The organism is Kitasatospora sp. NPDC002522, from assembly GCF_053595195.1.
Window position 1 is genome coordinate 1 of sequence record NZ_JBSFXE010000080.1, and the last position, 12,124, is coordinate 12,124.

10 protein-coding genes are annotated in these 12,124 nt (G+C 71.0%); all 10 read right to left on the reverse strand.

From position 1 onward, the window contains the following. Positions 1 to 149: 149 nt before the first annotated feature. On the reverse strand, positions 150 to 1,910 hold the full coding sequence (locus ACWD4U_RS34070) for a DUF4153 domain-containing protein (protein ID WP_363461943.1): 1,761 nt from the start codon (positions 1,908 to 1,910) through the stop codon (positions 150 to 152). Between the two features lie 180 nt (positions 1,911 to 2,090). Continuing rightward, a complete protein-coding gene (locus tag ACWD4U_RS34075) occupies positions 2,091 to 5,201 on the reverse strand; it encodes an Ig-like domain-containing protein (RefSeq protein ID WP_363461945.1) in 3,111 nt (1,036 codons plus the stop codon). Between the two features lie 156 nt (positions 5,202 to 5,357). After that, positions 5,358 to 6,329, reverse strand: coding sequence for a carbohydrate ABC transporter permease (locus ACWD4U_RS34080; RefSeq protein WP_363461946.1), 972 nt, complete (start codon positions 6,327 to 6,329; stop codon positions 5,358 to 5,360). Continuing rightward, complete coding sequence (locus ACWD4U_RS34085; RefSeq protein WP_363461948.1) at positions 6,326 to 7,351, reverse strand: carbohydrate ABC transporter permease; 1,026 nt, start codon at positions 7,349 to 7,351, stop codon at positions 6,326 to 6,328. The genes ACWD4U_RS34080 and ACWD4U_RS34085 overlap by 4 nt, the downstream gene beginning before the upstream one ends. Before the next feature lie 73 nt (positions 7,352 to 7,424). Then, positions 7,425 to 8,795 carry an ABC transporter substrate-binding protein gene (locus ACWD4U_RS34090; RefSeq protein ID WP_363461950.1) on the reverse strand — a complete coding sequence of 457 codons (1,371 nt, stop codon included), beginning with the start codon at positions 8,793 to 8,795 and terminating at the stop codon, positions 7,425 to 7,427. A 203-nt stretch (positions 8,796 to 8,998) separates the two neighbouring features. Beyond that, a complete protein-coding gene (locus tag ACWD4U_RS34095; protein WP_363461952.1) occupies positions 8,999 to 9,547 on the reverse strand; it encodes a Clp protease N-terminal domain-containing protein in 549 nt (182 codons plus the stop codon). A 1-nt stretch (position 9,548) separates the two neighbouring features. Then, positions 9,549 to 9,779, reverse strand: a complete 231-nt coding sequence (locus ACWD4U_RS34100) for an RNA polymerase subunit sigma-70 (RefSeq protein WP_363461954.1) — start codon at positions 9,777 to 9,779, stop codon at positions 9,549 to 9,551. A 62-nt stretch (positions 9,780 to 9,841) separates the two neighbouring features. Then, positions 9,842 to 10,600 (reverse strand): SDR family oxidoreductase, encoded by a 759-nt coding sequence (locus tag ACWD4U_RS34105; RefSeq protein ID WP_363461956.1) that lies wholly within the window; start codon positions 10,598 to 10,600, stop codon positions 9,842 to 9,844. A gap of 172 nt (positions 10,601 to 10,772) precedes the next feature. Continuing rightward, complete coding sequence (locus ACWD4U_RS34110) at positions 10,773 to 11,246, reverse strand: hypothetical protein (RefSeq protein WP_363461958.1); 474 nt, start codon at positions 11,244 to 11,246, stop codon at positions 10,773 to 10,775. A gap of 221 nt (positions 11,247 to 11,467) precedes the next feature. Then, complete coding sequence (locus ACWD4U_RS34115) at positions 11,468 to 12,022, reverse strand: dihydrofolate reductase family protein (RefSeq protein WP_363461959.1); 555 nt, start codon at positions 12,020 to 12,022, stop codon at positions 11,468 to 11,470. Positions 12,023 to 12,124: the final 102 nt, after the last annotated feature.

Genomic DNA, 12,124 nt, shown 5'->3' on the forward strand with positions numbered 1-12,124 from the left:
GTGCGGGCTCGCAGCCCGCACCACCCCCTCCGCGCGTGTCCGGGGCGACCCCATCGCCCCGTCCGCGCGTGTCCGGGGCGACCCCATCGCCCCGCCCGTGCGTGTCCGGGGCGACCTCACTGCCCCGTCCGCGCACCCGCCGGGCGGCGTTACGGCGCGTCGTACCGGTAGGTGTAGGTGAGGCCGACCCGGCGGCAGGCCGCGCCGATGTCGTTCCGCACCGGGTTCGCGTCCAGGATCTGCCGGGCGCGGGCCTCGCTGTAGCTGATCGCGTACCAGGGGGCGGCCGCGCCGTCGAGGTCGGCGGCGAGCGGCTGCAGGGCGCAGGTCCGCCAGTCGTCGGGCAGCTGGTCCAGTGCGGGCACCGCGTCGACCGACAGGCCGCGCAGGTAGGCCACGTCCAGCTGGGTGTTGCCGGAGTCGTGGAAGCGGGCGACGTTCTGCTCGGCGATCAGGGCGTCGGTGCGCACCAGGCCGAACGCGGCGAGGGCGACGGCCGCGCTGAGCACCACGGCGCGGGGCAGCCAGCGGCGGCTGGCGAGCACCGAGCCGAACAGCACCAGCAGGAAGACCACGCCGAGCCAGATCTCCATCGCGGCGACGTTGACCCGCAGCCGGGTGAGGCCGAAGGCGTCCATGTACAGGCTCATCCGGACCAGTGCGGTGCCGACCACGACCAGGGTGAGGGTGCAGAGCAGGCCGAGCAGCACCTTGACCAGCAGGCGGTCGCCGTCGTTGCCGCGCGGCGCCCAGAACTTGGCGAGGGCGACCACCACCAGGGTGAGCAGGGCGATCCACAGCAGCTGCCAGAAGCCCTGCCGGGCGTACGCGGCGGGGGTCATGCCGGTGCGGGCCATGATCGAGCCGTAGCCGCCGATCAGCACCACCAGCTGCACCACCACGAAGGTGCCGAACAGCAGGTTCATCACCACCAGGGGCATCGCCCACTCCAGCCGTCCGCGCTCCTTGCCGACCGGCATGGTCATCCGGTCCCAGCGGCGCGGGGCGGCGGCGGTGTGTGCGGCGCCGAGGGCGAGCAGCACGCCGCCGAGGAAGAGCACCATCCGCAGCGGGAACTCGCCGGCGTCCATCGACGGGACCAGGCTGTCCAGCAGGTCGGCGACGGTGGAGTCGGCCCCCGCGAACAGCCAGCCGAAGACGATCAGCAGCAGCAGCGAGACGCCGACCGCCTTGACCACCGGCATCATCCGGTTCCTGGCCGGAAACTGACGGTTCTTCAGCGCCGCCACGGCCCAGGCGAGGCCGGGGATGAAGTGGCCCCAGAGTCCGAGCGAGCCCATCGCCACGCCGGCCCAGCGGGTGCCGCCGTGCAGGGTGAGCGAGGCCAGGCAGATCGCGGCGACGATCGCCAGGAAGACCGCCAGACCGGAGCCGCTGACCGCCGGGACCGCGATCAGCGCGAGCGCGGCGAGCCCGAAGGCCAGGTGCCAGGGCCGGAGCCGGCGTCCGGTGCCGAGCGCGGTGAGCGCCGCACCGACCGCCGCGGCCAGCGCGCAGAGCAGCAGGTTGACGCCGAGTCCGTCACCCAGCAGCAGCGCGCTGACCAGGCCCGAGCCGAGCGCGGCGGCCACCACTCGCAGCCGGGCGGGCTCCGCGGGCCGGGCCTTGCTGAGCCGGGACCAGACCGGTTCGGGCAGCGGCTGCTGCGGCCGGTACTGGTAGGGCTGGTACGGGTTGGCCTGCTGCGGCGGCTTGTTCAGCGTCGGCGGCGTCGCGTACGGGTCCGCCAGACCGGGGGACGGAGCAGCGAAGGGAGTGGCCGACGGCGCGGAACCGGCAGCGGTCGGCGGAACGGCACCGGCCGCGGCGTCCGGTGACGACCCGGCAGGCGCGCTCGCCGGCGTCTCTGCCGGGCGCGGTTCCCCTTCGGATCCGGTCGGTTGCGACATGAAACCCCCTCAGAAGCTGGAACAACGACGACTTTCAGCCAGCCGGCTTCTGGTCGTGTGCCGTGACTCTAGGGGGTCGGAGCCAATTCTGAACAGGTTCAAAAGACCGCCGGGGCGGCTTGGTCACAGAGTTGTGACACAAACCGCCCCGGCGGGACCCTTGAGGACGGGCCGACAGGATCAGTACGACCCGTACAGCGAGTAGACCAGGTTGTCCTTGACCGCCGGGCCGAAGCTGGCGGGGAAGGTGCCGAACGGGACCGAGGCGTTGCTGTAGGCACCGGAGCCGGCCGGCCCGGAGCTGTAGTGCATGTTGTTGACGGTGGAGCTGGTGCCGTTGGAGTTGTAGACCAGCCAGTAGGCCGTGTTGGGCGCCAGGGTGTAGGTGATCGGTGCGCTGGCCCAGGAGTTGGCGGACAGCGTGCCGGCCGAGCTGGTGGCCAGCAGGGCGTCCGGCGAACCCGCGTTGTCGCTGTAGATCGCGACCTGGAACTGGTTGTTGGGCGAGGCGCTGGTCTGGCCGACGTGCACGCTCAGCGAGGTCAGGGCGATCGGCGAGGCGCCGGTGGTGATCTTCGACCCGTTGAGGTGGTTGGAGTCGGTGTCGTCCAGCAGGGTGCCGATCGCGCTGTTGCCGATGGTCTGCGGCGGCGCGCCGGCGGTGGTGAAGGCCGCGGTGTAGGCCGCGGTCTGGGTGTTGCCGACCAGGTCCTTCACGTTCTGCACGGTCAGCGTGTAGCCGGTGCTGAGCGCGAGCGCGGCGCTCGGGGTGAAGGTGACGGTGTTGGTGGCCGCGTCCAGTGCGACGGTGCCGGCCACCGGGGTGCCACCGCTGGTGGTCTTCAGGGTGACGGTGGTGGAGTTGACGGTGCCGGCGTTGACCGGCTCGCTGAACGAGGCCTTCACCGGGGCGGTGGCGGCGACGCCGGTGGCGCCGTTCGCCGGGACCGAGCCGGTGACGGTCGGCGGGACGGTATCCGTGCCGTAGGTCGCGGTGTACGCGCCGACGTTGCCGTCGAAGAACGCGTACGAGACGCCGTGGATGGTCTCGATCCGGTAGGAGACCGCGGTGGTGCCCTGCTTGATGCCGGTGAGGGTGCCCGCCGCCGAGTTCACCGGGACCATCGCACGCAGCCCGTTGGTGCCGCCGGTGATGCTGAAGCTCAGCGCGTTGCTGCTCCAGGACATCTGGGAGAACGCCGAACCGTTGCGCCCGTCCAGCCAGTTGAGCAGCTGGCGGCCGGAGACCACCGGGGTGCCGTGCGCCTTGGCGGCGGCGATCACCTGGTCGGACGAGGTGGATGCGGCGTAGTCGGTGTGGATGTTGGCCGTCACCACCGCGTAGTAGCCCTTGCTGCCGTAGGCGTTGTCCAGCAGCGTGTTGACGGTGCTCGGCATGGACTGCCCGGACTCGTCGGTCAGTTCGGTGGTGGCCTGGTACTCGTTGATGACCGTGCCGTCGGCGTCGGCGTACTTCATCGGCATGCCGGTGCCGTTGAAGAAGCCGGGCCGGTCCTGCACGAAGGCGGCCGGGTAGTAGTAGTAATCGGTGTCCAGCCGGATGCCGTTGGCCAGCTTGGTCTTGGCCTGGGTGGACCAGTCGTCCCACTCCACGCAGTGCGTGCGGGTGCTGTCCGGGCTGGGCAGCGAGGTGTACTTGGCCTTCCAGGCGCCGAGCTGGGTGGCGTACATCGTCTGCAGGTCGGCCGGGGTGCCCCAGGGCTGGCAGTTGGTGGTGACGTGCACGCCGATCTCGAAGCCCTGGTCGGAGTAGGCCTTGGCCTGGGCGTCGGTCATCGGGTCGTCGGTGTAGATGTACGACGAGGCGCGCACGCACTCCCAGTTGGCGACGTTGCAGCCGTTCGGGCTCTGCGCGATGAAGCCGTCGAACCGACCGCGGGTACCGCCGATGCCGTGGTCGTCACCGGTCATCACCACGACGGCCTTGACGTCCCGCGGGAAGTACCAGAAGCGCGGCAGCGGCTTCTTGGCCGAGTCCATGGTGGTGATCAGGTTGGCGAGCAGCCGCTGCTGCTCGTCGGCGATCGGGATCTGCGCCTTGTCGAGGTTGTTCCAGTTCTGCTGGCCGCCGGTGCCGAAGAACATCTCGCTGGCCTCGATGCCGTCCACGTTGTCGCGCTGCTGGCCGCCCCAGGCGATGTTGCCCTGGCGGGTCTGCACGACGGACTTGGCGAGGTCGAAGGTGAACGCCGCGGCCTGACCGGATCCGGCGGTGCGCAGGGTGACCGCCGGGTTGGCGGTGGCCACGGACACGTCGCTGTACAGGGTGGCGACGGCGGTCGCGCCGTTCAGCGTGTAGCGGTCGGCGGTGCCGTGGTAGCCGATGGTGTCGGAGACCAGTCCGGTGCCCGGCGCCGCGGTGGTGTCGATCTTCAGGTACGCGTCGGCCAGCGTGTCGGTGCTGGTGGTGAGGCCGAGCAGCGGTGCGAGCTGCTTGTCGGGCCGCATCGCCACCAGCCTGCCGCCGCCGTTCACCCAGGTGCTGAACATCGACACCTGAGTGGCCGTCAGCTGGTTCTCGGCCAGCAGCACCACGTCGTACGAGGACAGCATCGCGGAGGTGACGGTGCTCAGGTCCGCGAGCTTGTAGTAGTTCAGGCCCTCGGCCTTGAGCAGTTCGCCGTAGTACGAGCTGTACGGGTTGGCCGGGTCGGTGACCAGCAGGATCGGGCCCTCGTTGCCCGGGCCGCTGCCGGGCTGGCCGCCGCTGCCGCCGGACGGCGTGTAGGTGGCGTAGATCGAGTAGTTCAGCGAACCGGTGGAGACCGCGCCGAAGCTGGTCGGCCAGGTCCCGAACGCCGTACCGCCGGTGGAGTAGCCGCTCTGGCCGCCGGTGGAGTAGTTCAGGTTGTTGACCGCGGCGGAGGCGCCGTTGGAGTTGTACGCCAGCCAGTACGGCGTGTTCGGCGCGAGGGTCGCGGCCACCGGCAGGGTGTTCCAGGCGTGCCCGGTGAGCGTGCCGGAGGTGGAGGAGCCGAGCAGCGGGCCGGGCTTGCCGGCCACGTCGCCGTAGACCGCCACCTGGTACTGGTCGCCGGGTGTGGTGCCGACCGAGCCGACGTACACGCTGACGCTGGTGACGGTGCCGCCGCTGGCGCCGGTCACGAAGCGGGAGGTGTTGATGTAGTTGGAGTCACCGGTGTCGGTGGCGCTGCCCACCGTGTTGTTGCCGAGGACCGCGGTGGTGTCCGCGTGTGCGGGCACCGCCATCAGCCCGGTCGAGGCGAGCAGGGCCACGAGCAGCCCGGCGAGCCGTTTTCTGAACTTCACGCCAACCCCCCAAGGTCGGATGACCGGATGAACGGCAGATATTGCCGCCCTCCGTCCTACCGGCTCCGACCCCGGCGCGTCCGCGAAACCCTCACATCCGGTCCACAACTTCCGGCCATCCGGTAGCCGGTCGCCGACCGGCCCGGTGACGCTCCGTCAGCCCTTGACGGACCCGGCCAACAGGCCGCGGACGAAGTACCGCTGCAGCGCGAAGAAGACCGCCAGCGGGATGATCATCGACAGGAAGGCGCCCGCGGTGAGCAGCTCCCAGTGGCTGGCGTTGGAGCCGGAGAGCTGGGCCAGCCGGGCGGTCATCGGCGCGACCGCCGGGGTGCCGCCGGCGAAGGTGAGCGCCACCAGCAGGTCGTTCCACACCCACAGGAACTGGAAGATCGCGAAGGAGGCCAGCGCCGGGGTGCACAACGGGAGCACGATCGACCGGAAGATCTTGAAGTGCGAGGCGCCGTCCACCACCGCCGCCTCCATCAGGTCCCGCGGCAGTTGGGCGATGAAGTTGTGCAGCAGGAAGATCGCCAGCGGCAGCGCGAACATGGTGTGCGCGAGCCAGACCGGCACGTAGGTGTCCTTCAGGTTGAGCGCCGGGATCAGCGCCACCGACCCCAGGTGCGCCCCGCCGGAGAACAGCCGCAGCAGCGGGATCAGCGCCATCTGCAGCGGCACCACCTGCAGCGCGAAGATCACGAAGAAGACCGTGTCGCTGCCCCGGAACCGCACCCAGGCCAGCGCGTACGCCGCCATCGACGCCAGCACCAGCGGGAAGATCGTCGCCGGGACGGCGATCGCCACCGAGTTCACCAGGTACGGCAGCAGGCCGCCGGAGGTGTTGAACCCGTTGTCGAAGAGCACCGAGCGGTAGTTGTCCAGCCCGAAGTCGGGGTGGACGAACGCCTCCCACCAGCCGGTGGAGGCGACGTCTTCCTTCGGGCGCAGCGAGGTGACCAGCAGGCCGACGGTGGGGATGGTCCACAGCACCGTCACGGCCAGCACGAAGACGGTGGCCAGCGGGCTGCTGAAGACCTTGCGGACCGCCTTGGCGGGCGGCAGTTCGGGGGTGCCGGGCGGCGTGTCGGCGAGGGCCTGCTCGGGCGCGGCGGGCTGAGAGCTCATCGGGTCGCACGCTCCTTGCGCAGCAGGACGATGTTGTAGACCACCAGCGGGGCCACGGCGAGGAAGAGGATCACGGCGAGGGCACTGCCGCGGCCGACGTTGTACTGCTCGAAGCTCTGCGCGTACATCTCGTTGGCGAGCACCTGGGTGCCGAAGTTGCCGCCGGTCATGGTGCGGACGATGTCGAAGGCCTTCAGCGTGATGATCATGATGGTGGTGAGCACCACGATCAGCGTGGTGCGGATCATCGGCACGGTGACGAACCAGAACAGCCGCAGGCCCTTGGCGCCGTCCAGCCGAGCGGCCTCGGTGATCTCGTCCGGGATGGCCTTGATCGCGGCGGAGAGCACCACCATGGCGAAGCCGGTCTGCACCCAGACCATGACGGCCATCAGCAGGAAGTTGTTCAGCGGCTGGGAGAGGATCCAGTTCGGCGGGTCGTTCCAGCCCAGGCCGACGGCGAGCTGGCTGAGCAGGCCGACCTGGTTCTGGCCGGGCCCGCGGGACTCGTAGACCAGCTTGAAGATGATCGAGGCGCCGACCAGCGAGATCGCCATCGGCATGAAGATCAGCGACTTGTAGATCGCCTGCCCGCGCAGCCGGTCCACCAGCAGGGCAAGCACCAGGCCGAGGCCGGTGGCCACCACCGGGGCGATCACCAGCCACAGCAGGGTGGTCAGCAGCACGTCGTGGATGTGCGAACTGGTCGCCGCCCACCCGTAGTTGCGCCCACCGAGGAAGCGCGTCGAGTCGTCGTTGTAGAAGCTCAGGTAGGTGGTGCGCAGCAGCGGCACCACCAGGCCGACCAGCAGCAGCACGATCGCCGGGCCGAGCATCAGCACGATCGCCAGCGGCCGGGCGAACCGGCCGGTGGCGCGGCCGGCCGCGAAGAAGACGGCCAGCAGGATGCCGAGGAAGGCCAGGATCGCGCCTGCGCTGTTGCCGAACTTGATCGCCGCGTCCGTCCACGCCGAGTCGGCGAGCTGGAGCGCCGGTCCGGCCAGCCGGGATTCGGTGGGCATACGGAGGGTCCTTCCTCAAGGCATGGAGAGGGGCAGCGCGGGCGGGTGGTCCCGCGCTGCCCGACGGTGGGCGTTACTGCGGCCAGGCCGCGTCGATGTCGCCCGCCGTCTTCTGGATGGTCTGCCCCTCGGCGAACCAGGCGGTCAGTGCCTTCCACTCGGCGCCCGAGCCGACCGCGGCCGGCATCAGGTCGGAGGCGTCGAACCGGAAGGTCGCGGCCGGGTCGGTGAGCGCCTCGGCGGAGAGCTTGTCGATCGGGTCGGTGTACAGGCTCTTGTCCACGCCCTGGTTGGCGGAGACCCAGCCCTGCGAGACCTTCACCCGGCTGCTCGCCCACTCGGAGCTGGACAGGTAGTTCTGCACGGCCTGCACCTCGGGCCGGTCGGAGAACGCCGCCAGGAACTCGCCGCCACCCTCGACCGGGTTGCTGACCTGCGCGTTCACCGCCGGCAGGTGGAAGGCGAAGACGTCGCCGTCCGGGCCGATGCTGGTGCCCTTGGGCCACTGGGCGCGGTAGAAGGAGGCCTGCTGCAGCATCGCGCACTTGCCGCTGAGGATCGGCGTGCCGGCGTCCTGGAAGGTGGTGGTGGCGATCGACTTCACGTCGCCGAAGCCGCCGTTCACCCAGGCCGGGTTCTGCATCCAGTCGGCGACCGTCTTCATCGCGCCGGTGATCTTGTCGTCGGAGAACTTCACCTGGTGGCTGACCCACTGGTCGTAGACGTCGCCGCCGTACGAGCCGAGCACGACCTCCTCCAGCCAGTCGGTGGCCGGCCAGCCGGTCGCGGTGCCGGAGCCGATGCCGCCGCACCACGGCTTCATCGCGCCCGCCTGCGCGACCTTGCCGCTGAGCGCCATCAGGTCGGCCCAGGTCTTCGGGACCTCCAGCCCGGCGGCCTTGAACGCCTTGGGCGAGTACCAGACCAGCGACTTCATGTTGGCGCTCATCGGCGCGGCGTAGAAGGTGCCGTTGACCGAGCCGTAGCTCTTCCAGACCGGCGACCACTTGTTCTCGTTGTCGACCGTCTGCTGCGGCGGCTTGACCACCTTGCCGGACTTCACCATCTGGGCCAGCAGTCCGGGCTGCGGGATGATCGCGAAGTCGGGCGCGTTGCCGCCGGCCACCCGGACCGGGAGCTGCGACTCGAAGTCGTTGGAGCCCTCGTAGACGATCTTGATGCCGGTACAGGCGCTGAAGTCGGCCCAGGACTTCTCCAGCGAGTCCGACTCGGGCGACAGGATCGAGGCGTACATGGTGACCTTGGTCCCGGAGTGGCCGGCGTACGCCTGGTACTTGGCGCAGTCCCCGGTGAGCGCGGCGGCGGAGGAGCCGGAGCCGCCGCCGTCCGAGGAGCTGTTGGAGCAGGCGGCGGTCAGGGCCAGTGCCAGAACGGCCGGTACGGCCAACAGCCGACGGCGTCCAGTGGTCACAGGGGTGGTCAAAGCGGTCCTCCTAGCCAGGGCATGGGCATGCCAGCAGTAAGACAGAAACACTGCGCTGTACCGGAGATGTGGATCTGTACCCAGCGATCGCTGGCTCAAAGACGTTAACCCACCGGTTACCCCACGCCAAGGAGCGCGTTCGACCTTCATCGGCCAGCGCCCCAGTTGTAATCGCACCGTGCCTCGACCGCCGCCGCCACGCGCTAGACCAGTACCCTTTCCACCTCCCGCTCGAGGTCGGCGAGGTCCACGCCGCTCTCCCGGAGCACCCGCACCGCCAGGCCGCCGCCCTCCCGGACCGTCCCGAGCAGCAGGTGTCCGGCCTCGATCCGGCGGACCCCCTGGCCGACGGCCGCGCGCAGGGACAGCTCCAGCACCTTCTTCGCCCGGTCGGTGAAGCGCGGCCCGCCCCGGCGCGAGCGTCGCGCGGCCGGCGCGGGGGCGTCCAGCGCGCCCGGGCCGAAGGTCGCCTCCACCGCCTCGCGCACCGCCGCCAGGTCGACGCCGATCGCGGCCAGCGCCATGCCGTCCTGCGCGTCGTCCGGCGCGCCCAGCAGCCGGGCCACCGCGCTGCGCCCGCCCGCCAGGTCCAGCCCGAACCGGGCCAGCACCCGGGCGGCCGGGTCCTGCGGCTGGTTCAGCAGGCCGAGCAGCAGGTGCTCGGTGCCGATGTACTCGTGGTGCATCCGCTCCGCTTCGGCGCGGGACAGCTCCACCGTGCGCCGCGCCGCGTCACTGAACCGTTCGAACATGTCAGTCCCCGCCCTTCTCCGCCGTCCGACGCGCGTACTTCTTGTGCACGGCCTGCCTGCTGACCCCCAGGCAGACCGCGATCTCGTGCCAGGACCAGCCCTGGCCCCGGGCATTGCCGACCTGGAGCTCCTCCAGGCGGTCGGCCAGGTCGCGCAGCGCCCGCACGGCCCGCAGGCCGATAGCCGGGTCGCCGCTGCTCGCGTCCGCCGCGAGCTGCTTCGTCTCGCTCATGTTGTCAACATAGGTTGACAGAGTGAGTCGCGTCAACCCTGGTTGACAACCCGTCGGTGTGTTCAAGCCCCGAAGCGCTCCACCAGCACCTCGTCGAAGGTGATCCGCCCCGCCCGGTGCTCCGGCGCCAGGTTCCCGCCCGCCCGCAGCGCCCGCATGCTGCGCCCGCCCACCGGCAGCCGCAGCACCGGACGGCGCCGGCCGCGCGCCGCCAGGTACGCCGCCGCCAGCTCCTCCACCACTCGCACCTGCGGACCGCCGAAGTCCGCCGCCCGGCCCGACGGCCCGGCCTCGGCCAGCTCCACCAGGCGCTCCGCGACGTCCCGGACGTCCACCGGCTGGAAGGCCAGGCCGCGCGGCAGCACCACCACCGGCGCCTTCGACAGGCCGTCGAACATCCGCAGCAGCAGGTCGTGGAACTGGGTGGCCCGCAGCACCGTCCAGCCCAGGCCGGACTCCGCGACCAGCCGCTCGGCCTCCGCCTTCGCCCGGTAGTAGCCGAGCGGCACCCGGTCCACCCCGACGATCGACACGTACAGCAGGTGGGTGACCTGCGCCGTGCGCGCCGCCTCGACCAGCCGGCGGGTCGCCGTCACGTCCTGCTTCCCGTTGGTGGTCGCGCAGTGCACCACCGCCCGGCACCCCGCTATCGCCGCGTCCACTCCCCGGCCGGTCACCAGGTCCCCGACCGCCCAGCCGTGCTCCCCCGGCGTGTGCGCGCTGCGGCTCAGCACCCGCACCGGATGGCCCCGGGACAGCAACCCGCGCACCACCGCGTGCCCCAGCTTCCCCGTCCCGCCCGTCACGAGTATCGGCCGCATCCCGTCACCCCTCTCCTCGCGTACACCCCCAGCGTGCCCGCCCCTCCCCCACCCGGCAGCCCGGCCCACGCACCCGGGGGACGCCGTGGATCGCCCGGTGCACGCGCCCGACCGCCCCCACCGACCCCGAGCCGGCGGCCCTCCGCCTCCCGGGCGGCCTGGCCGGCGGCAGCTAGGCGTCGCGAAGGGCGCGGAACCACCGCCGGTAGGAAGAGAATTCGGCCAGTTGCCGGATCCGGGGGTCGCCGGCCCGCAACGCGGATCGGGCGGCGGCAACCCAGTCGTCCCGGTCGAGCAGGGCCAGCAGGCCCTCACACTGGGCACGCCATGGCTCCCACTGCGCCCCGTTGCTCAAGGTGGCGGCAAGGTACGCGGCGGAGCGGAAGCGTTCGACCGACGGTCCCAGCCGGGCGAGCCAGCTCAGCTGGGTGTCCAGCACGGCGGTCGTGTGCGGGTAGTCGCCGAAGGACGGGCCCTGTATCGAGAAGGTCGCCAGGTAGCGGTCCGCGGCCAGGCCGAACAGCTCGCTCGGCTCGGCGGTCGCCTCGGCGAAGTGCCGGTCGAGAAGCCGGGCGATCTCGGCGGCCGCCTGGTGTCTTTCCTCGGGTGTCGACGGCGCCCGTCCCGCGCTCCGTCGGCGGCGCACGGCAGGGCGAAGCAACGGATCGTCAGGTGTTCGCCGCCCCAGCTCGAACAGCGGCGTGTCAGGTCCGGGGTGTCGCGTCCCGGTCGGCTCGCTCACCGACGGCCGGGGGTCTCGATTCTCTCGGTCATGTGCCAAGAGTGCCCACCGCGCCTCCGACGTTCAAGCGCGTTCGGGCGCCGGTCCCCCCGTGTGGACCGGCGCCCCCGTTTGGTGACGTGGTGTCAGATGGCGCGGCGGTGGACGGTGTAGAGGGCGGCGCCGACCGGTTCGGCGATGGTGCGTTCGAGGTCGAGGTGAGGGCCTTCGGCGGGGAAGAGGCGGCGGCCGGCGCCGAGGACGGCGGGGAACGTGATCAGGCGGTACTCGTCGACCAGGTCGGCGGCCATCAGCTGCTCGACGATGTCGAGGCTGCCGGTGACGATCACGTCGCGCTCCTCCCGCTTGACCGCGTCGATCAGGTCGCCTTCGAGGAGGCGGGAGTTGGCCCAGCCGGAGGCGTCGGGGAGGGTGCGGGAGGCGACCAGCTTGGCGGCGGCGTTCATCCGCAGCGAGAAGGCGTCGTCGCGGGTGGGCCACAGCTGGGAGAAGTGCTGCCAGGTGCCGCGGCCGAGAAGCAGGACGCCCTCGTCCAGGGTGCGGCCGAGGCGGAACTTGTCGCCGGTGACGGCCTCCGGCCCGTACCGGAACATCCAGCCGCCCAGCGGCGTGCCCGCGGAGCCGTCCGGGTCGGTGACGACTCCGTCCAGGGTGGTATAGGCGATGACGATGACGCTCATGGCTCGTTTCCCTAAGAATGTGAGGCGGTCCGGGAGGACCGGGTATGGCTGATGGCGCGTTGCCCTCGATGGCTCGGAAGGAATGGCCGCCCGGTCCTCCGG

Bases quoted from the DNA above. Each gene is read 5' to 3' on its own strand.
- ACWD4U_RS34070 (WP_363461943.1), bottom strand. From the start codon at position 1,910: ATGTCGCAACCGACCGGATCCGAAGGGGAACCGCGCCCGGCAGAGACG.
- ACWD4U_RS34085 (WP_363461948.1), bottom strand. From the start codon at position 7,351: ATGCCCACCGAATCCCGGCTGGCCGGACCGGCGCTCCAGCTCGCCGAC.
- ACWD4U_RS34080 (WP_363461946.1), bottom strand. From the start codon at position 6,329: ATGAGCTCTCAGCCCGCCGCGCCCGAGCAGGCCCTCGCCGACACGCCG.
- ACWD4U_RS34105 (WP_363461956.1), bottom strand. From the start codon at position 10,600: ATGCGGCCGATACTCGTGACGGGCGGGACGGGGAAGCTGGGGCACGCG.
- ACWD4U_RS34100 (WP_363461954.1), bottom strand. From the start codon at position 9,779: ATGAGCGAGACGAAGCAGCTCGCGGCGGACGCGAGCAGCGGCGACCCG.
- ACWD4U_RS34115 (WP_363461959.1), bottom strand. From the start codon at position 12,022: ATGAGCGTCATCGTCATCGCCTATACCACCCTGGACGGAGTCGTCACC.
- ACWD4U_RS34095 (WP_363461952.1), bottom strand. From the start codon at position 9,547: ATGTTCGAACGGTTCAGTGACGCGGCGCGGCGCACGGTGGAGCTGTCC.